Raw genomic sequence first — 20,152 nt, forward strand, 5'->3', positions numbered from 1 at the left:
TACACCTGGGGGTACACGCAGGCGGCCACGAGGTGTGCCGAGCATCGAATGCGACAGGGACGATACCATGAGGCTTGAGTACCAGATGAGGGATGAGTACCAGACCAAGAACGCATTGCGGCGCGCGGCGGAGGCCCGCCTCGCAAGGGTCGCTTCCCGGGACAGCCCCGAATCGAACCAGGCGCTCGTGCACGAACTCCAGATCCACCAGATCGAACTGGAGCTGCAGAACGAGGCCCTGCGTCAGGCCCAGCATGAACTGGAGGAATCGCGTAACCGCTATGTCGACCTCTTCGAATCCGCCCCGGTGGCCTATGTCATCCTTGCGCGCGATGGCCGGTTGACCGACGCCAATCAGCTCGCCACCCGGCTCCTGGGCCTCACCCAGGCACAGTTGCTTGAACATTCCTTCGACCAGTTCGTCGCTTCCTGCGACCGGGAACGATGGCAGGAACGCGCCGCGGCCGTGTGGGCTGGCCGCCTCGACACACCCCAGGAGCACGAACTTCTGCTTCAGAATACCGAGGGCGCACAGTTCCCGGCCCAACTGCAATGCGGCGCGCTGGACCGCTCCCACACCGGGAACACCATGCGCATCGCGTTTTTCGACATCACTGAGCGCGCCGAGGCCGCAGCCGAGATCCACCGGCTCGCCTATTTCGATGCGCTGACCGGCCTTCCCAACCGACGCCTGCTTCTGGACCGCCTGGCCCAGACACTGGCGGCATCCGAGCGCAAGGGCCTCTACGGCGCGATCGTGTTTCTCGACCTCGACGATTTCAAGGTGCTCAACGATACCCGGGGTCACGACGCCGGCGATCAACTCCTCGCCGAGGTGGGTCAGCGCCTGCGTGCCGGGCTGCGCGAAGGCGATACCGTGGCGCGCATGGGCGGCGACGAATTCGTGGTGATCCTGGACGGTCTCGGCCCGACGCGGGACAGCGCCGCCCTGCTCGCCCAGAGCATTGGCGAAAAGCTGCGTCAAAGCATTGCCGAGCCCGTCGATTTCGGCGACTTCACGTTCCACTGCACGACCAGCATCGGCGTGCGCCTGTTCGGTCCGGGCGAAACCCAAGCAGAATTGCTTCAGCATGCCGATCTGGCCCTGTACCGGGCGAAATCGGCCGGGCGCAACCGGGTAATCTTCTTTGACCCGTCCATGCAGGCGGTGCTCGATGCCCGGGGCATCCTGGAGGACGCACTGGGCCAGGCACTAAGCAAGGGGCAACTCGAACTGCACTACCAACCCCGGTTCGATGGAACACGGCGCGTGGTGGGAGCCGAGTCGCTGCTCCGCTGGCGACATCCGAAACACGGATTGATGGCGCCTGGCGCCTTCCTCGGGATGGCCGCACAGACGGGTCTGATCCTGCCCATCGGACGCTGGGTGCTGGAGATCGCCTGCGCCCAGCTCGCGGCCTGGGCACAGGATCCCACGACCCGCGAACTTACCCTGGCGGTCAATATCAGTGCGCTGGAATTCCGGCAGGACGATTTCGTCGATCAGGTCCGCAAGGCACTGGAGTCCACTGGGGCCAATCCGGAAAGGCTGACCCTGGAACTGACCGAAGGCGCGACCCTCGACAGCAGTGAAGCAACCATGGCCCGGTCGCGGCAGTTGAGGGAGCTCGGCGTGCGCTTATCGGTAGACGACTTCGGAAGGGGTTGGTCGTCCCTGTCTCGCCTTACCCGGCTGCGGCTGCAGGAAATCAAGATCGACCCCTCGCTGGTGGCCACCATGGGCCAACCGGGTGCCGACACCACCCTGGTTACGGCCATCCTCGTCCTGGCCAAGAGCCTTGGGCTCGCGACCGTTGCCGAAGGCGTGGAAACCGAGGCACAGCGCCGCCTCCTCGCCGACCAGGACTGCGATACCTTCCAGGGTTTCCTGTTCAGCGCGCCACTGCCACTGGACGACTTTCAGCGCCTTCTGCGCAAGGCAGGGCCGTGCCCTTAGGGAAACACTGATCAATGAACGCGTTCGCGTTGGTACCCCAGGTTTTCCGAGACAAGGCGCGTCGTGCAACAGGTAGTGGTTCTACCTGTAAGCGGCGCAACGCAGGATCGGGGAACCTGGGGTGCCAACCCCGCAAGTTATTGAAAGGAGGGGCTCGGCCGCCCGTTGTTGACGAAAACGGGCGCGCGCACAGCGTTGCGGCTCCCTTGTGCAGAATGACTGCACGGCAGTCACCGCGCCTTGTTCGCACGCAAAAGCGACTCGAGCGCGAACGCGTCCATTGATCAGTGTTTCCTTAGCCGTTGCGGTGAGCAGCGCTCGTCGAGGTTCTGCTCCGCATTTTCTGTCGCAGCCGTTCCTGCCCGCTCCAGATTCTGGCAAGGGCACTCCTGGAGAAGACAGGGCCATCGCCCCCGTCTGCGCAGCTACCCGTACGGTCGAGGGCATCACCGGGGGCGTTTCCGAGCTCGTTGACGGTCATGATCACTCCTCTCTCCGGACCGAATGCGCGTTCCATAGCGCGGACAGCCCGCCTCGTTCTGGCTTCCCCAGGCAGAAAGCCGCCAACCCGCTACCCGGGCTGACCCGGCTTGGGCAAACGCGACCGGACAAGAATGCCATTCCCCTGCGGACGACTCTGTTCGCCGCCGAACAAAACAACCTTCCTTGCCCTGCCCCTCCGATCGGTAACCGGCCCAGGCGCGGCGTACCCGCCCGTTGGTCGACAAGCTGGGGGCCCACGCGCCGATTGAACTCAAGCCGGCTCGCCGGCCCCGCAGTAACGCCGGATCTTTCTCGCTTCCGGGAAGGCCCGCTATGTGTGCGGGATCGTACAGACAACCCACCGGGCACACGCCAGACTTTCTCACAGATGCTGGTCAAGAAGACCCGGCCACAAAACGGCCCACAACACTGAGGGAAACGCCATGACACTGGGAACCATTCTGCTCATCGTCCTTGTCCTGCTGTTAATCGGCGTGATCCCGACGTGGCCGCACAGCCGGAACTGGGGCTATGCCCCGGGCGGGGTAATCGGCGTGGTGCTGATCATCCTTCTCATCCTGCTACTGACCGGCCGGATCTAGTCCCCATCGTTCCTTCCTGCCGACGGACATGCCGCCACCGACACCCCGAAATCAATGCAGCCCCTGACCGACACCGTCCACGGTGACTTGGTCCATCCCCATCTGGAGAACAAGAAATGAGACAGTTGCGATATTTACCCCCGATTTTCCTGACCCTTTTGCTGGCCCTGCTCCTCGCGGGCTGTGCTGGATCGGGTGAACGACAGACGGTCGGCGAGTACGTCGACGACAGCGTGATCACCACCAAGGTGAAGGCGGCGTTGTTCAACGAGCCATCCCTGAGCGGCTTCGAAGTCAGCGTCGAGACCTACGAGGGCCGCGTGCAGTTGAGCGGCTTCGTCAGTTCCCAGGAGGACATCAACAAGGCCGTCGAGATCGCGCGTGGCGTCGAGGGCGTACGGTCGGTCGAAAACGACATGCAGCTCAAATAGCGGCCGGACCCCGATACGCACACGCGGCCACCCTGCCGAGGCCGCGATCGCGGTGGTGTGCCGCCACTCGTCCATGATCCATGACGGCCCGCCCATTGGGGCGGGCCGTCATCGGTTTGCCTACTCCCGCAACGCGGCTTCCAGCCTCTTGGTCTCGGTGATATCGACCATGGTGATCACCACCCCATCGATCACGTTGTCCACCCGTCGATAGGGCATGATGCGGACCGTGAACCAGCGCCCGTCGTCAGTCGTGATCTGTTTCTCCGAGACGGCCAGGGTGCGCAGGGTATCGCGGGCATCGTCATGCAGTTCCGGGTATTCCAGGCTGGTGGTCAGATCGCTCAGCGGCCGGCCGACATCGCTCTCCCGGAGACGGAAGACCCGGGCCGCCTGATCGGTATAACGCCGGACATCCAGATTCTGATCCAGGAACAGGATGGCGATATCGATTCTGTTGAGCACGTTCTGCATGTCGCTCTGCGCGAGCGCGAGATCGTCCAGCTTGGCCTGCAGCTCGGCATTGATCGTCTGCAGTTCCTCGTTCATGGACTGCATCTCTTCCTTCGAGCTGTTGAGCTCCTCGTTGGTCGATTGCAGTTCCTCGTTGGCGGATTGCAGCTCCTCGGTCGCAGCCTGCGACTCTTCCCGGGCCGTGCGCGCCTCCTCGCGCAAGGCCTCGATCTCGGCACGGTATTGCTGCAGCTGGGCGTCATGCGCGGCCGGCATGGGCCCCTTGCCCTTGTTCCTGCGCCCACCCCGCCCGGCCGTGCTCGGGGCCAGATCACGGAAGACGATCATGGTCATGCCCCGCAAGGGGGATGCGTCATGAAAGGCATGCACCGTGACATCAACGCGCTGTACTCCGGCGTGCGTGGGCACTTCCAGGCTATGTAGCTGCACGGGGCGGTCGGCCTTCACGGCCTTCTTCAACGCCCCGGCCAGAGGCCCACCCAGGCCTTCGCGCGCCATGGCGAAGATATTCCAGTTAGCCTTGCCGGCGGCCGGCTCGAGGTACTTTCCGGTATGGCCGCTGACGTAGACGATATCCCCATCGGCGTTGAGCACGACCGCGGCCGGCGCATACACCTGCAGCAGGACCCGATCGGACGCCTCCTGCAGCGCATCGGCGGGTTGGGAAGAAACCTCGGATGGGGACACGGGACGCTCCTTGCTCGGGCCGGACAGCGGCGGGAAGGCATGCAGCAGGAAATCACGCCCACCCATGTAGGTGTGATCCTGGCGCTGATAGAACCGCAGCCGCGACTCGATCGGCGTGAACAGATGGTTGAATTGCCCGACGGTCTCGGAAGTCCCCAGAAACAGTACGCCACCCGGGCGCAGGCTGTAGTGGAACAGGGGCAGCAGCTTGCGTTGCAATTCCGGCCCAAAATAGATCAGCAGGTTGCGGCAGGCAATGAGGTCGAGCGTGGTGAATGGCGGGTCGAGGATCACGTCATGCTGCGAGAACAGCACCATGTCCCGAATGCCCGGTATCACCTGATAGTGGTCTTCATGGGCGGTAAAGAAACGCGCCAGTCGTGCGGGCGACACATCGTCCGCGATCGCGAGTGGGTACCGGCCCCGGCGCGCGCTCGCAATGCCGTCCGGGCTCACATCCGACGCGAAGATCTGCAGCGTGACGGCAGGCTGCGGCCGCGATCGCTCCATGACCTCGGTGAACACCATGGCCAGCGAATAGGCCTCCTCGCCGGTCGAACAGCCAATCACCCAGGCGCGAAGCTTCTCTGCCCCCTTCTGTCGCTCCAGAAGCCCGGGCAGCACCGTACCCTCCAGATACTCCCAGGCGGCGGGATCACGGAAGAAACTGGTCACGCCGATCAGCAGTTCCTTGAACAGCAGTTCGGCTTCCTGCGCGTTGTGTTCGAGGAACGCTGCGTACTCCTCCAGCGATGCGATGCGATGGATGGCCATACGCCGTTCCGTCCGGCGCTGCAGTGTGCTGGGCTTGTACAGCGAAAAGTCATGGCGAATTCGCTGCTGCAACGCGGCAACGATCCGCTCCAGAGGCGTGGAGGTGTCCGACGGCGGCGCCTCGCCCGAAACAGCACTCGCCTCGCACACGACGGCCAGGATTCGTTCCGGCAACTCGCTCGGCGTCGCCACGATATCGGCACACCCCGCATTGATCGCGCTTCGGGGCATCGAGTCGAACTGCGCCGATTCGGGGTCTTGCACCGCCGTCAGGCCGCCCACGGCCTTGATCGCCTCCAGGCCCGCCGTTCCGTCCGAGCCCATACCGGAGAGCACGACACCGATGGCGCGTTCGCCTTGCCCACCCGCCAGCGACGAAAACAGGATATTGACGGGCAAGCGCATGCCCCGTGGCTCTGCGGGTGCGCCCAGATGCAGCGTCGTGCCGACCACGGTGAGTTCCGTGTTCGGCGGAATCACATACACGTGACCGGGCTCGACGCGCATGCCCTGTTCGGCCGCACGCACCGGCATGGCGGTGACCCGTTGCAGCAGCTCGGGCAGCAGCCCCTTCTGGGTGGGATCAAGATGCTGCACCACGACACAAGCGATGCCGCGATCCGGCGGTATGCGGTGCAGAAACTCCTCCAGCGCGACCAGACCGCCGGCCGATGCCCCGATTCCTATAATACGTACCGCCTCCGGAGCATCGACAGGGGAACGGTTACCCATACTTAGCGCCTCCCGGGCAGGCTCATCGCGGCGATGATTCGCACCTCGAGACGATCAGTAATACGTCCTCGCCCTCCGGGCCCAGGCTCGCGGTGATTCGCAACGGCTCCGCGCCATTCCCCCCTCGGCCGCTGGATTCAACCGAGCAGCAGACACCCCCGGCGCCTCCCCGGCACGCTTCAACCACGCCCTGGATCGCCGAGTGGCTGCCCTGCGCGAACCACGACGCCAGGGGCGCGCCCTCGAGTCCATCCGGTGCCGTACCGAGCAGCTCTGCTCCCGCACGATTGCCTTCGAGGATTCTTCCATCGAGCCCGACCACCAGATACCCCACCGGCGCAAACTCATAGAGACTCCGATAACGCGCCAGGGCCTGATCCAGTTCCTCCTGGTCGGTTCTCAGCTGGGAGTTCTGCAGATCCAGCTCGACCTGGTGGGTCTGCAGTTCACTCAGCAGCCTGAGCGCATCCGCGGCGGTATCGGGGTCGCTTGCCAGGCGGTAAAGGAGCGTCAGCGAATCCGGGCCAACCGTCCAGCCACCGTTAGGCGGAGCCGAGCCCTCTTTGAGCCGGGACTCGGCCTCATGGCGTAATTGCAACTGTCTCTCGAACTCCGGGCTCAGCTTCCGCATCGGTCCTCCAGTCAAATCCATCCCGAGGTCGCGGCCCCTGGTGCCCGCATGATAGCCCGGTGCCGGGTCGCTCTGCTTCCCGGCGAGGGTACCTCGGTCGCAGCCGGTGACCGGGGTCACCCGCGGGAGGTCCCGGTCAGGTGGAATCCTTGATGTCCTTCTTCAGATCGCCATATCCCGCCTGGAGCTTTCCGCCCGCCTTCTGAGCGCGCCCTTTCACTTCCAGTTCCTTGTTGCCTACGACCTTTCCGGCCGTCTGCTTTGCCTGGCCCTTCGCCTCTTCGACGCGGCCCTTGATCTGGTCCTTGTTCATGTCCCTCTCCCGTTAACGATTGTCGAAAAAAGGAGTCACGTCCGGGATCACCGCCCGGTCCACCCGTCAATCACTTACGGGGGCCCGACCCGCATCCCTGCAACGGTCTCCGGCGTGTCCGAGCGACCGCCCGCGTTCTCGGCGTTTCGCCAACTTCAAGCTACGTGAGCGCCAAGCCCAGCGTCTGTCTGTTGCCGAACACAACCCGTCCTGCTTCGGCAAGCGGCCATGCGGGTGTCTGTGCGCCACAAGCCAGCCAATGCAGTGACCTCGCAGCGCGCGCGGCCCGCTCGAATGAGTCCCGAAACGCCCTGTGCGGTGCCGCACCGACGGGCAATCCGGCCACGCATACGCTTAAAGGCGAATCACGGGGTTCGGACAGCCTGTTGCCGAACCCGTCCAAACCAGGAAAAAGCTCATGAACCAGATCATCTACATCGTCGGCGCCATCGTTATCGTCCTGTTCATACTGGGATTCTTCGGACTCCGATAGGACCCGCAGCGTCGCCGCGGAGGGTTTGCCTGCAGCGTTGCCGGGCCGCCGAACAGTCCGCCGGTCATTCGGGGGAGCAGCCACAGGCCGCCATCCGCCAGAAAGGGTGCGCCATCCGGCATGGCCGGTTGCGCGCCAGGAAAACCCTGATCCATTCGCACGTCCGGCTCCGGCAGCCGACGCACGCGTCGAGCGCCCTGCCAGAGACCCCGCTCTGTATGTCTACTCTGTATGTCTACGCGCGTACCGGAGGTGTCTGCGTGCTTGCGTGTTCGAAGGGGACCAGACGTTGCCGCTCCTCGTCCCACAGGGCGAGCCGGGCGCAATGGAGGCTCTGCTTCAGCGTGACACGGCTGATCTTGCGAAGCTGCGGATGGTCTTCCAGCACCTCGGGCAATCGGTAGAACGGAATACGGCTGGCGAGATGGTGGACGTGGTGTACCCCGATATTCGCGGTCATCCAGCGCAGCACCGCAGGCAGTTCGTAATAGGAACTCCCGTAAAGCGCCGTTTCCTGGAAGCTCCACGCCTCGTCGCGCGCCCAGCGCGTGTTCTCGAACTGGTGCTGAACATAGAACAGCCAGACACCGATGGAACCCGCCAGAACCGCGATCGGCAGGTGGACCAGGAGGAAGGTGCCCACACCCACCAGCCACATCATCCCAACGACGACCAGCGCAATGCCTGCATTGGTACCCATGGTGCTCACCCAGGGCATCCATCGCGCGCGCAGGAAGCCGACAGGAACGCGATTGTTCAACATGAACAGGTAGACCGGACCCAGCCCGAACAGGATCAGCGGATGCCGGTACAGCCGGTAACGCAGGCGTTGCGAGGCAGACAGCGCCTGGTATTCCCGCACACTCAAGGTATCGATGCTCCCTTCGTCCGCCCGATCCAGATTGCCGGAGTGCGCGTGATGGAGGGCATGCGTGTAGCGCCAAAAGTCGTAGGGCGTGAGCGTAAAGATGCCCAGTGCCCGTCCCACCCAGTCATTCGCGCGCCGGGACGGGAAGAATGACCCGTGCCCGCAGTCATGCTGGATCATGAACAGCCGCACGAGAAATCCGGCAGCGGGAATGGCCAGCACCAGGCCAACCCAGTAGCCAGCGCTCACACTGGCCCAGGTCAGAAACCAGAAAAGGCCGAACGGAATCACGGTAACGGCCAGTTCAAAGACGCTACGCGCGAGAAACGGCGTACGATACTCGGACAGTGCGCGCTGTAACGCTCGGGGATCATCGGCGGTTGCGACAACCGCTGCTTGTGGCTCCATGCTGGGACTCCGTACTTGGCTCGACTCCAGCGGCCGGGTTCGCACCCCACCGCCGGCGAGCCGGTTTCTAACACCGGGCTTTCGGTCTCGATACTAGGAGCGGGTCCGAAAGCCATACACTTCCAGCCTATAGTGGGGCCCGGCGCACTCACCGTATGTTCGATCCCACACACTGCGCCCGCAGTACCATGGCAGTTTCGTCCCCTCCCCCCACGCACCTTGTCGTCTGTTCGCCTCCGCGAGGCTGTGCAGACACCCTGGTCACGCCAATGGGACACGCACATTGAACGTGGAACGTCCAAACCTCTGTAACACCCGGGTGTTACTCGATCTGCCCGCGATTCAGTCTCGGCTCCGCGTGGCCCAGGGCGACACGCATGCGGGTGGCCGCCCCCCGAAAGAATCCTTTCAAGTTCACGTTTACGTGAATAGAGCGTTGACGCCCAGCATCCGGAAGTCTATTAGAGCAACATGGCTTTGTAACGATCTCCATGAACACTTCAGCCAGCAGCGATGGGGCACCGTCGCGCTTGCGGCCACCGGGGGGTGCTTATGTACTGATTCAACCTTCGGGCAGGGGGGCCAGGATGCCGTACTCCGATAGACCACGCGCGAACGAGTTGCTCGCAGGACTTTCGCTCGACGATTACGCGCATCTTTCCCCGCAAATGGAGGCGGTACCCATGCCTTTGGGGGAAGTCCTCGCCGAGCCCGGACACCCGATGCGCTACGCCTACTTCCCCACCACGGCCATCGTGTCCCTCCTCAACGTGATGCAGGATGGCGCAACGACCGAAGTTGCCGTGGTTGGATACGAGGGCATGATCGGGGTCTCCTTGTTCATGGGCGGCGAAAGCACATCCAGCCGCGCTGTCGTGCATAGCGCCGGACACGGGTTCCGGCTGAAGGCCCAGGTCCTGAAAGACGAGTTCACCCACGGCGGGCACATGCAGCAATTGCTGTTGCGCTATACCCAGGCGCTGCTGACCCAGATGGCACAAACGGCGGTATGCAACCGCCACCACACCCTGGACCAGCAACTCGCCCGCTGGCTGCTACTGAATCTTGACCGTCTGCACGCGAACACCCTCGAAATGACCCAGGAACTGATCTCCCATATCCTGGGCGTGCGCCGGGAAGGCATCACCTGCGCCGCTGGAAAACTGCAAAAAGCGGGCCTGATCGAGTATCACCGCGGGCACATCACCGTGCTCGACCGGCCCGGTCTGGAGGCGTGTGCCTGTGAATGCTATGCGGCGGTCCGGGCGGAATACCTTCGGCTGCTGTCAACGCCGCCCGAGCGGCAGCCGGTGGGCCGATTAAGCGTGTCTCGCTGACAGCCCCCGCGATCGCAATGGATGCAGCGCCTCTGGTGCCAGACCCATCCACCACGAACGTCGCGGGCCCGGTCGCCATTCGCAGGCTCTCGCACGCCTCCCCATCGCCGCAGTGATACAAGAACCGCCGCAACCTCCAGCCAGCCCCCCTGCCGCAAACCAGGTGATGCGATCCCGAGCGCCTCGACCCGCCGTACCCATGAATTGGTGTCTCCCCCCGCGCCAGCATGCCGGTCGATCCCCCTCGACGCGGTAATGATCGTGTTTCTTGCGCCCCGGCCCGCCGCACCCTAGCGTGGCGGGCTTACTCAGGCACGGATCGACCCATGCGCCAGATGTCTCCCCGAGAACTACAGGACTACCTCGCCCAGGCGGAGCACCCGCCGCTGCTCCTGGATGTCCGCGAGCCCTGGGAATACGAACACTGCCACATCGGGGGCTCGCAACTGCTCCCGATGGGCCAGATCCCGACGGCCTATCAGGATCTGAACGCCGAGGACGAGATCGTGGTGATCTGCCACCACGGGGTGCGCAGCCAGCAGGTCTGCGGATTCCTGGACCGGGCCGGATTCCAGCACGTGATCAACCTGACCGGCGGCGTGGATGCATGGGCGCGCGATGTCGACCCCCACATGCCGACCTACTGACCCGCGTGTCCCGCAGACCGGCCCTGTCGATCATCATCCCGGCCTGGAACGAGGCCGAATGGCTGCCGCGCACCCTGGCGGCGGTGCAGGAAGCGCTATCCGGCATTGACCGGAATAGCGAGATCATCGTGGTCGACAACGCCTCGACCGACCGCACGCCACAGATTGCCCACGCTGCGGGATGCCGCGTCGTGTTCGAACCCGAGCGCCGCATCAGCCGCGCCCGCAATGCCGGCGCGACCGCAGCCTGCGGCGATTACCTCCTGTTCGTCGATGCCGACACCTGGCCCGACCGCGCCCTGTTGCAGGCAACACTGGAAGCGCTAGACAGCGGCGAGGTCTGCGGGGGTGGCGCACGGGTGACCTTCGACCACCTCAGCCACCGGATCTATCGCTGGGGTGCCACCGCGTGGAACACCCTCTCCGCGCGCCTGGCTCTGGCGGCTGGCTGCTACGTCTTCTGCACCCGCGAGGCCTTCGCGGCGGTGGACGGCTTTAGCGAGGCCGTGTACGCGGGGGAAGAGGTGTTCCTGTCCCGCGCGCTGAGACGCTGGGGCCGCGCGCACGGCCAGCGCGTCGAGATCCTGGAAACGCCCGTACTGACCTCCGGCCGCAAGGCGGACTGGTTCCATCCAGGTCGCCACATCCTCGTGGTGACGCAGGTGTTGCTGTTCCCCTGGAGCCTGCGCTCACGACGCCTCAGCTGGTTCTGGTACACCCGCCCACGACAGTGACGGAACCGGAACCCGGCGCGCCTCAGCCCTGGCGACCGGTATCCGGCGACAACCCAAGACGCTTCATGCGCTCCCAGAGGTTCTTGCGGCTGATACCCAAATTGGCGGCCGTGTTGGCGATATGACCATCGTGTAGTTCCAGCGCCCGCAAAATGTAGCTTTCCTCGCAGGCCTGCAGGTACTGACGGAGACGCGCGCCCTCCGCCTCGCCCCCCGTGGAGGGTTCCTCGCCCGGTTCGTCAAACAGGCTGTCAGCCTGCAGGTTCGGACCGGGGCTCATGATGCAGGCACGCTCGATTGCGTGCTTGAGTTCGCGGATATTGCCTGGCCAGCGATGGCGCAATAGCGCGTTTTCCGCAGGAGGCGTGAGTGTCTTGCGCGGCTCCCCGCGTTCCCGCGCATCAGCGTCGAGGAAGCGTCGTACCAGCCAGAGAATGTCCTCGGGACGATCACGCAGCGGCGGGATACGAAGGTGGATCACATGGATGCGGTAGTAGAGATCCTCGCGGAACTGTCCTTCGCGCACCATCTCCAGCAGATCGCGATGGGTGGCACAGATCAGCCGCAGTTCCACCGGAATCGGTTTTTCCCCACCCACGCGTACAATCTGGCGCTCCTGGATGGCGCGCAGCAGCTTGACCTGCATCACCGGCGGCATGTCACCGATCTCGTCCAGGAACAGCGTCCCGCCATGGGCCTGCTCGAATACGCCGGGACGCGCCCGCACGGCACCCGTGAACGCCCCCTTCTCGTGACCGAACAGCTCGGCCTCCAGCAGCGTCTCGGTCAGCCCACCGCAGTTGACCGGCACAAACGGCTGATCCGAGCGCAGTGGGTCAAGACGATGCAGTTCACGCGCGACCGCTTCCTTGCCGGTACCCGACTCGCCGGTAATGAGTACCGTGCTCGCCTGCCCGGCAAGCCGCCCCAACAGCGCGGAGATCCGGCGCATTGCGGCCGAGGTGCCCAGTGTGGTTTCGCCCGAGGCATTCTCGCCACGGTCGTTGGCAAGATCCGCAACCTTGTCCACCAGCGCATCGAGATCGAACGGCTTGGTAATGTAATCGGCCGCCCCACGCTTGAGCAGGGCCACGGCGCGATCCACGGCTCCGTAGGCCGTAATGAACAACCACGGCACGGAGACACCATGGCTCTCCTGCCACTCCAGGAAGAGCTCATCGCCGTAGCCGTCGCCCAGCCGAATGTCGCTCAGGACGACGGCGTAATCGCCCCTTGTCAGTCGCTCCCGGGCCTCGGCAACGCTTCGGGCCCAATCCACCGCATAGCCTTCCAGCTCGAAGCGATCACAAAGGGATTCGCCCATGATCGCGTCGTCCTCGATCAGGCACAGCCGCGGTCGTGCGTTCATGCGGAATCCCCGTCCGACAATGGCAGCGTCACCTCGAAGATGGTCGCCGACTCGTTGCTTTTCACCTCGATACGGCCATCCAGTTGCTGGATCAACTGGTAGGTCACCCAGAGGCCGAGCCCGTGGCCGTTACCACCGCTCTGGGCAAACGGCTCGAACAAGTGGGCCATGCGTTCGCGACTAATATGTTCACCTCCGTTCGACACAGCCGCGCGGAAAAACGCGTCATCGGCGCGCAGCGAGCAGACCACCTCGCCCCCCGCCTCGCTAGCCTGCACCGCATTCAGCAATAGATTGAGCAGGACCTGACGCACCTGAGACGACGGGAGTGCGAGAGGCACGTCGATTGCATTGTCCCAGACGAGGTGCAGCCCCTTGCGCTGGATATCCGGCTGGACCAGCGTGCGGATATCCTGCAGATCTTCGGGTGTCAGCGCATGGCTCTCCAGGCGCGCCTCCACCAGGAGCGCACCGACCGTACCCTTGATCTGGACCAGCCCACGCTCCAGCAAGGAGATCGTGCGATCCGCACCCGGGTCGCGCTCTGCGCCGTGGCGTTTGTAGGTGCTGATCGCGTTCAGCATCCCGCCCAGGGGGTTATTGATCTCGTGCGCGATACCCGCGGTAAGACGTCCGACCGCCGCCAACCGCTCGGAGGCCACCATGCTGCGCTCCAGCTCCTGCTTCTCGCGCAGCTCGTCCAGCATGCGACGAAAGCGCATGGAGACCTGACCGATCTCGTCGCGCCCATCGTACAGGTCACACTGGATATCGCTGGGGACCTCACTGCCCACCCGCCGCATGCAGGCCGACAGGTGCGCCAGCGGGTCGGTCAGGCGCTTGCCCCAGAACCAGCCAAGCGGCAGGAGTGCCAGCAAGACCAGAAGCGTGGCCAGAATCACCTGTTCGACTGTATTCAGGAATCGGGGAAGCAGCAGATCATTCGAGTAGTTCAGCACCAAGGTGCCCAGGCGCGCGCCATCCTCTGCAAGCACCGGTACGACCATCGCGTAGCGGTCGGGCCAGATATCGCGCGCCACGAATGGTTCGCTGCCGTTGTGGCTTGCGATACGCTCCGCCAACGCCTCGTATTCAGTACCAATCTGTGCGAGCTGCACCAGCATGGGGTAACGGCGTGGTTGCGAAGCCACATAGATCGCCTGCTGGGTATCCAGTACCAGGATCTCGCGCTGAGCGACGTCGTTCCCAGCCACGCCGTTGTCCGCAGCGGGGCCCCCGGCGGCCTCTCCCGCCACCCGCGACTCGCGCTCCAGCGGTGTCATGATGGTTTCGTAGGCTTGCCAGACATCATCGCGCGTCAGGGCGGGTGACAAGGTTCGGGCCAGAACGGTGCCCAGGCCGAGCGCGTTGTCGATCATTTCCTCACGGTTGTCCTGATAGGCCCGCGCCAGGAGAACGGTCGACAGAACAATCGCGGTCAGCAGGATCACCAGGGTGACGCTCAGCGGTGTCTTGACCCGGTAGCTCAGGTCCCGCAGCCGCACCTCAGGCCCGCTCCACAAGCTGCTTGAGGCGTTCGATACCGGCGTACAGACCCTCTTCCGGTTCGCGGAAGCCATCCAGGTAAAACTGATCGAGGAGTCCCTGCCCGGTTTCCGAATCCGCCATCCCCTTCAGCGCCGCCCGGAACCGATCACGCAGCTCGCCCTCCACCTCCGGGTAGGCGACCACCGGCGGGAAGCCGAAGGCATCCGAGCGCCACACCACCCGTGTCCTTCGGGTGAGCTCCGGATGCAGCCGCGCCAGTGACTCATAGACATAGCCATCCACGGCGCCGCCCTGGGCCAGTCCCACCGCCACGGCCTCGACCACGTTTCGGTGAGCACCCGCAAAGAAGCTGCGGCGGAAGAAGAACTCGGCGTCATGCCCCGCCTCCAGCAGCTGCGCCTGAGGCACCAGCCAGCCCGAATTCGACAAGGGATCCGAATAGGCAAACACCCGACCTTCGAGATCGTCCAGACCACGCGTCCAGTCGTCATCGGCTGATACGATCAGATAGGACTGATACAGGGGGCGGCCTTCGTAGACGGGCACCAGGACGAGCTCCAGCTGATCCCGGTAGCGCACGAACGGATAGCCGCACAGCCAGGCGAAATCCACCCGTCCGTTCAAGACCAGTTCGGTGATCTCGCGATAGGTCCCCCGCTGGACAAACGCGACCGGGCGTCCGAGTGCCTCTTCCAGGTAGACCTGCCACCGATTCAGGAAGGTCTGATCATCGAGGAAGACCGGCGTCAGGCCGATGCGCACCGAGTCCCGCGACCACACCGCCCCCGGGGCCAGCGAGGCCAGGGCGGCGGTACGAAGAAACTGGCGGCGCTGCATGGGCGAACCCCTGATCGAAGCCGGCCCGAAAGGCCGGATTGCCTCGAGTATACAAACACCGCCTGCATCCGCCGCAACCGGTGCGCGCACGCCGCAATCCACGGCGTTACCACCTGGTAACAACCGCTGCCCGACCGTCCTGTCGACCGTTACCGATTGGTAACCCCCAGCGCCTGGCGACTCACCGTCACCCCCCTGAAAACCCAGCCCATGGGCCAATTTGTCCGCATTGGCATATCACGTGCAAAGGCCTCCCCAAGAGCGGGACACCCGCCAACCCGGCACATGCCGGGGAACCGAGAGGAGGAGTACGCCAAACGATGTCGACCGTCGCCCGACCCGTCGGAACCCTGCAGCGCCCGAATCCGCGTGCCCACCTGTGGGTGGATGTCGGGGCCTGCCTGCCGCACCGTTTTCCGGATCTGGATTGCCATGCCTGTGCAGATGCCTGTCCGGTAGACACGCTGAACGTGGGTGAGGACGGTCCGATCGCGGGTGACGATTGCCTGAACTGTGGCCGCTGCACCGCCCAGTGCCCAACCGGCGCACTCGCAGTCCCCGGACTGAAGACCGAAACCGCCGAATTCACCTCGGACGCCGCAGTCCGTATCGATTGCTGGCGCGTACCGGCGGAAGCCTCGCCCGCGGGCACCCTGCGCGTGCCCTGCCATGGTGGGCTGCGTACCACCCAGCTACTCGCCCTGGCGCGCGAAAGCGGGGACGCCCCCGTTCATCTCCTGGACCGCGGGGGCTGCGCCGATTGTCCCGCCTCCGATGCCCGTGATTCGCCCGCCCAGCGCGCAGTCGCCGAAGTCAACCATTGGCTGGAACGGATGGAAGTCCCGGCCGACAACCGCGTCCGCATGACGCCGCACCCCTGCAGTCAGCCGCTGTTGCCCACCATTCCCGACCCTGAAGCTCGTCGGCCGGTCAGCCGCCGGGGATTCTTCCGTGCGCTGCAGGGTGCCGCAACGCATGCCCTGGAACGGGCAGAGACGGACCGTACCGAGACCGTCGGCGAACCCTATCCCGTCGATGGTCACGCACGCATCCACGCGCGCGAACGCAGCCTTTTTCTGGCCGAGATCGCCCGCCTCAGCCGCCGGACCGGCGCGCGTTTCCCGTCGGCCGAGTTGTTCCCCCGCATTCGGGTCACCCAGGACTGCTGCAACGAAAACCTGTGCGCAGCACTCTGCCCGACCGCCGCGCTTCAGCCCTACCAGGACGGCGCGGAAGCCGGCATCCGTCTGGACGCCGCCGCCTGCATTGGCTGCGGCGCCTGCGAATCGGCCTGCCCCCACGGGGCGCTAACACTGGGCCCCGGTACGACAGATGACCACACCCCGCGCTGGCAGGAACCGACCCGTCACCGCCTGCGCAGCTGCAGCGAATGCGAAACCGCGTTCGCCGATCACGGCGAAACCCCCGACGACGCGCTGCCGGTCTGCCCGGCCTGCGCGCGCTCCCACGACTTTGCCCGTGCGGGCTTCGAGACCCTGTTCCGGGCCTCCGGAGCCTTCGCGCGATGACACCCGACCACACCGGACCCGTTCGGGGCTCGCAGACCCCGCAGTAGCCCAAGGAGAGAACCCATCATGAAACTACTGAGCACCCTGATGTCACGGCGGCGCTTCCTGCAGACCAGCTCCACGGCGACCGCCGCTGGCGCGGCCGCCGCGGGCCTGGGCGGCCTCGGCACCCTGCAGTCGCGCCCGGCCCATGCCGAGCCGGAGATGCCCGAGGGCGAGACCGTCGTCAACAAGAGCATCTGCCACCAGTGTCCGGCACGCTGCGGGATCGACGTGTACACCACGAACGGGCGCGTACACGCCATCTATGGCTCGCAGAACAACCCGATCGCCAATGGTCGCCTCTGCCCCAAGGGACACCTCGGTACCTACATCCTCCACGACCCCGACCGCTTCAAGGGCCCGATGCGCCGCACCAACCCGAACAAGGGGCGTGACGAGGATCCCGGCTTCGAGCCGATCTCCTGGGACGAGGCCCTCGATATCGTCGCCGACCGCCTGAACAACCTGCGCGACCGCGGCGAGTCGCATCGCTTTGCCCTTCTGTACGGCCGCGGATGGGGCGCCTCCTGCGCGGGACTGCAAGGCACCTTCGGGAAGCTCTACGGGTCGCCCAATGTGGGCCTGGGCCACTCCTCCATGTGCTCCGACGGCTCGATCGTGGCCAAGGGCCTGACGGACGGCAACGAGTCATACAACGCCTACGACTACGAGAACACCAATTATCTGCTGATCTTCGGTGCCGGCTTCCTGGAGGCATTCCGCCCCTACAACTACTTGATGCAGGTGTGGGGACACATGCGCACCAAGAGCCCGAAGACCCGGGTCACCACCATTGATGTGCACGCAAACGCCACCAGCGCGGCCTCCGACCGCCAGTTGCTGATCAAGCCCGGCACCGATGGCGCCCTGGCCCTGGCGATCGCCCACGTGATGCTGACCGAGGGTCTGTGGGACAAGGAGTTCGTCGGCGACTTTTCCGACGGCCAGAACCACTTCGAAGCGGGGCGTCAGGTACCGCGTGGCCTGTTCGAGGAAAAGTGGGTCAGCGGAATGGAGCGCTGGTGGAACGACGAGGTGAAGGATCGCACTCCGGAATGGGCGGAAGAGGTCACGACCCTCCCCGCCGCGAAGATCCGTGAACTGGCCCTTGAATTCGGAAGCACTCGTCCGGCGATGGCGTTGTTCGAACGGGGTCCGACCGCACACTCCAACGGCACCTACAACGGCATGGCGATCCATGCCCTGAACGCACTCACCGGCGCCCTGTTCGCCGAGGGCGGGCTGTTCTACCAGATGGGGCCGAGCTACGGATCCATGCCGGTGGATGCGGACGATTACCTGGACGACCACGCCCGCGAGATGGACGGCAAGTACCCGCGCATCGACATGCAGGGCACGGACCGCTGGCCGCTGGCGCGCAACATGATGCAGGAGATCGGCCCCAATCACATGAAGGGCGAGCCCTACAAGCTCGACACGATGATGTTCTACCTGACCAATCCCATCTGGACCGCCCCGGATGGCCAGGTCTGGGAAGAGGCCCTGAAGGATGTATTCATCATCGACACCTCGCCGTTCCCGGGCGAGACCGCCAAGTACGCGGACCTGATCCTGCCGGACCACACCTACCTGGAGCGATTGCAGGACACGCCGACCTACCCGTTCAAGGGCTGGCCGATGGCGGGGCTGCGTACCCCGGCAATCGAGCCGCTGTACGACACCAAGGTCTTCGGCGACACGCTGATCGAGATCGGCAAGCGCATCAACGGCCCGATGGGCGAGTACTACCGCGAACTGGGCGATACCGAGAACGTCTTGCGCCACCTGGCCGAAGGCTTCCGCGACGATCCCGGTGACAACGGGGTCAACGACTTCGAGTCCTGGAAGCGCGAGGGTGTCTGGTACAAGAAGCCGTACCACTGGAAGCAGTACCGGGGTGTGTTCTACGAGTGGGATGGCGAGGGCTACAACCACGAGATGACCGAAGACGAGGTGCAAGAAAAGCTCCTCAAGACGGCATCCGGCAAGTTCGAGTTCGACTCCGCGAAGCTGCAGTTGCATGCCGACTACGTGAACCGCGAGTTCGGCATTCGCCGCGACCGCGCCGGTTTGGTCCAGTGGGTCGAGCCGGTGCATCCCGGTGGTGGCGATCTCTACATCTCCACCCCAAAAGTTGCGATGCACGCGGAAGGCCGCGGCGGCAATCTGCCGCAGGCCATGTCCTACCTGCAGCCCGTCTTTGGTGGCCGCAAGGAGGCCTTCATCGAGATCAATCCGCAGACCGCCCGCGAACGCGGCATCCGCAATGGCGATCAGGTGCGGGTGTCCTCCGATGTCGGCGAGTTCACCGCGAGCTGCCGCTTCTTCGAGGGCACGCGCCCCGACACCGTCGTCCTGCCCATGGAACACGGTCACTGGGCCCAGGGACGCTGGGCCGAAAAGGTCGCCGAGCGTACCGGGCATTCCGGTTACGTGACGGTCAACCAGTCCGATCGGATCTCCGGGCTATGCAACTACTACTCCACCCGCGTCCGCGTCGAGCGGGCCTGAGAACAGACTGAGGAGCCAACACCATGAAATGGGGAATGGTCATCGACCTCGAGAAGTGCACCGGCTGCCAGGCCTGTTCCACGGCCTGCGCGATGGAAAACAACACCCTGCCCGGCGAGTCATGGCAGGACGTCCTGTACTACCACGAGGGCACGTTCCCGAACGTGTCCATCAAGTGGTTCCCGCGGCCCTGCATGCAGTGCGAAAACCCGTCCTGCGTGCATGTCTGTCCGACTCGCGCCACCTACAAGACCGATGACGGCGTGGTCCTGATCGACTGGGACAAGTGCATCGGCTGCAAGTACTGCATGATCGCCTGCCCCTACGGCGTGCGCTTCTACACCGACGAAAAGCCGCTGCTGGAACCGGACATGAAGGACATCTTCCCGTCCGAGAACGACCAGCAGTGGGCACCGCCCTACCAGAACCCGAACTCCGACTGGAGCAAGGGCATCGGTATCCAGCCCAAGGGCGTCGTGTCCAAGTGCACCTTCTGCTACCACAAGATCAGCGAGGCGCCGGAAGGTGTCGCCGATCTCGACGAGGACGATCCCGACCTGGTCGATTACGTGCCGGCCTGCGTACGCACCTGCCCGCCCAAGGCTCGTTTCTTCGGCGATCTGGACAACCCGGAGAGCAACGTGAACCGCCTGATCGCCGACAAGCGCGGCGTCCGTCTGCTCGAGCACACCGGCAACCGGCCGCAGGTGTACTACCTCGGCGATCACGGCACCGTGCCCGAGTTCACCACGCCCCAGAAGAACGGATCCGAGGAGTAATCAAC

Annotated in this window: 16 protein-coding genes; 9 read left to right on the forward strand and 7 right to left on the reverse strand. The window is 64.6% G+C overall.

Translation table 11 applies throughout. The features are described from left to right. Window positions 1-187 precede the first annotated feature (187 nt). The 3 genes from F816_RS0101965 (at window position 188) to F816_RS0101975 (ending at window position 3,473) form a co-directional block, all read left to right on the forward strand. Window positions 188-1,957, forward strand: coding sequence for an EAL domain-containing protein (locus F816_RS0101965; protein ID WP_026333094.1), 1,770 nt, complete (start codon window positions 188-190; stop codon window positions 1,955-1,957). Between the two features lie 926 nt (window positions 1,958-2,883). Next, complete coding sequence (locus F816_RS14310; protein WP_018145506.1) at window positions 2,884-3,042, forward strand: DUF3309 family protein; 159 nt, start codon at window positions 2,884-2,886, stop codon at window positions 3,040-3,042. 116 nt (window positions 3,043-3,158) lie between these two features. Then, the gene (locus F816_RS0101975) at window positions 3,159-3,473 is read left to right on the forward strand and encodes a BON domain-containing protein (protein ID WP_018145505.1); all 315 of its coding nucleotides are present in this window, start codon (window positions 3,159-3,161) and stop codon (window positions 3,471-3,473) included. Window positions 3,474-3,593: 120 nt separating this feature from the next. Here F816_RS0101975 and F816_RS0101980 read toward each other — a convergent pair whose 3' ends face one another. The 4 genes from F816_RS0101980 to F816_RS0101995 all read right to left on the reverse strand — a co-directional run bounded on the left by F816_RS0101980 (window position 3,594) and on the right by F816_RS0101995 (window position 8,853). Next, complete coding sequence (locus F816_RS0101980; protein ID WP_019593318.1) at window positions 3,594-6,140, reverse strand: chemotaxis protein CheB; 2,547 nt, start codon at window positions 6,138-6,140, stop codon at window positions 3,594-3,596. A 22-nt stretch (window positions 6,141-6,162) separates the two neighbouring features. Further along, on the reverse strand, window positions 6,163-6,771 hold the full coding sequence (locus tag F816_RS0101985; RefSeq protein WP_019593319.1) for a PAS domain S-box protein: 609 nt from the start codon (window positions 6,769-6,771) through the stop codon (window positions 6,163-6,165). Between the two features lie 136 nt (window positions 6,772-6,907). After that, complete coding sequence (locus F816_RS0101990; RefSeq protein WP_018176672.1) at window positions 6,908-7,084, reverse strand: CsbD family protein; 177 nt, start codon at window positions 7,082-7,084, stop codon at window positions 6,908-6,910. Window positions 7,085-7,812: 728 nt separating this feature from the next. Continuing rightward, window positions 7,813-8,853, reverse strand: coding sequence for a fatty acid desaturase (locus tag F816_RS0101995; RefSeq protein WP_019593320.1), 1,041 nt, complete (start codon window positions 8,851-8,853; stop codon window positions 7,813-7,815). A 683-nt stretch (window positions 8,854-9,536) separates the two neighbouring features. On the opposite strand from F816_RS0101995, the gene F816_RS0102000 reads away from it, so the two are divergent. The 3 genes from F816_RS0102000 to F816_RS0102010 all read left to right on the forward strand — a co-directional run bounded on the left by F816_RS0102000 (window position 9,537) and on the right by F816_RS0102010 (window position 11,571). Next, window positions 9,537-10,190 carry a Crp/Fnr family transcriptional regulator gene (locus F816_RS0102000; protein WP_026333095.1) on the forward strand — a complete coding sequence of 218 codons (654 nt, stop codon included), beginning with the start codon at window positions 9,537-9,539 and terminating at the stop codon, window positions 10,188-10,190. Between the two features lie 326 nt (window positions 10,191-10,516). Next, complete coding sequence (locus tag F816_RS0102005; protein WP_018169933.1) at window positions 10,517-10,837, forward strand: rhodanese-like domain-containing protein; 321 nt, start codon at window positions 10,517-10,519, stop codon at window positions 10,835-10,837. Between the two features lie 5 nt (window positions 10,838-10,842). Beyond that, complete coding sequence (locus tag F816_RS0102010) at window positions 10,843-11,571, forward strand: glycosyltransferase (protein ID WP_019593322.1); 729 nt, start codon at window positions 10,843-10,845, stop codon at window positions 11,569-11,571. A gap of 22 nt (window positions 11,572-11,593) precedes the next feature. On the opposite strand, the gene F816_RS0102015 is transcribed toward F816_RS0102010, so the two are convergent. The 3 genes from F816_RS0102015 to F816_RS0102025 are packed head-to-tail and all read right to left on the reverse strand — an operon-like array spanning window position 11,594 to window position 15,286. Beyond that, window positions 11,594-12,940: a sigma-54 dependent transcriptional regulator gene (locus F816_RS0102015; protein ID WP_019593323.1), complete on the reverse strand. Its 1,347-nt coding sequence runs from the start codon at window positions 12,938-12,940 to the stop codon at window positions 11,594-11,596. After that, window positions 12,937-14,445, reverse strand: coding sequence for a HAMP domain-containing sensor histidine kinase (locus tag F816_RS0102020; protein WP_019593324.1), 1,509 nt, complete (start codon window positions 14,443-14,445; stop codon window positions 12,937-12,939). The genes F816_RS0102015 and F816_RS0102020 overlap by 4 nt, the downstream gene beginning before the upstream one ends. Window position 14,446: 1 nt before the next feature. After that, window positions 14,447-15,286 carry a PhnD/SsuA/transferrin family substrate-binding protein gene (locus F816_RS0102025; RefSeq protein WP_019593325.1) on the reverse strand — a complete coding sequence of 280 codons (840 nt, stop codon included), beginning with the start codon at window positions 15,284-15,286 and terminating at the stop codon, window positions 14,447-14,449. A 320-nt stretch (window positions 15,287-15,606) separates the two neighbouring features. On the opposite strand from F816_RS0102025, the gene F816_RS0102030 reads away from it, so the two are divergent. The 3 genes from F816_RS0102030 to F816_RS0102040 all read left to right on the forward strand — a co-directional run bounded on the left by F816_RS0102030 (window position 15,607) and on the right by F816_RS0102040 (window position 20,147). Next, on the forward strand, window positions 15,607-16,815 hold the full coding sequence (locus F816_RS0102030; protein ID WP_019593326.1) for a 4Fe-4S dicluster domain-containing protein: 1,209 nt from the start codon (window positions 15,607-15,609) through the stop codon (window positions 16,813-16,815). Window positions 16,816-16,881: 66 nt separating this feature from the next. After that, a complete protein-coding gene (locus tag F816_RS0102035) occupies window positions 16,882-19,368 on the forward strand; it encodes a molybdopterin-dependent oxidoreductase (protein ID WP_019593327.1) in 2,487 nt (828 codons plus the stop codon). 23 nt (window positions 19,369-19,391) lie between these two features. Then, complete coding sequence (locus F816_RS0102040) at window positions 19,392-20,147, forward strand: 4Fe-4S dicluster domain-containing protein (protein ID WP_369773222.1); 756 nt, start codon at window positions 19,392-19,394, stop codon at window positions 20,145-20,147. Window positions 20,148-20,152: the final 5 nt, after the last annotated feature.

The sequence above is a fragment of the Thioalkalivibrio sp. ALM2T genome (assembly GCF_000381505.1).
GTDB classification, from domain to species: domain Bacteria; phylum Pseudomonadota; class Gammaproteobacteria; order Ectothiorhodospirales; family Ectothiorhodospiraceae; genus Thioalkalivibrio; species Thioalkalivibrio versutus.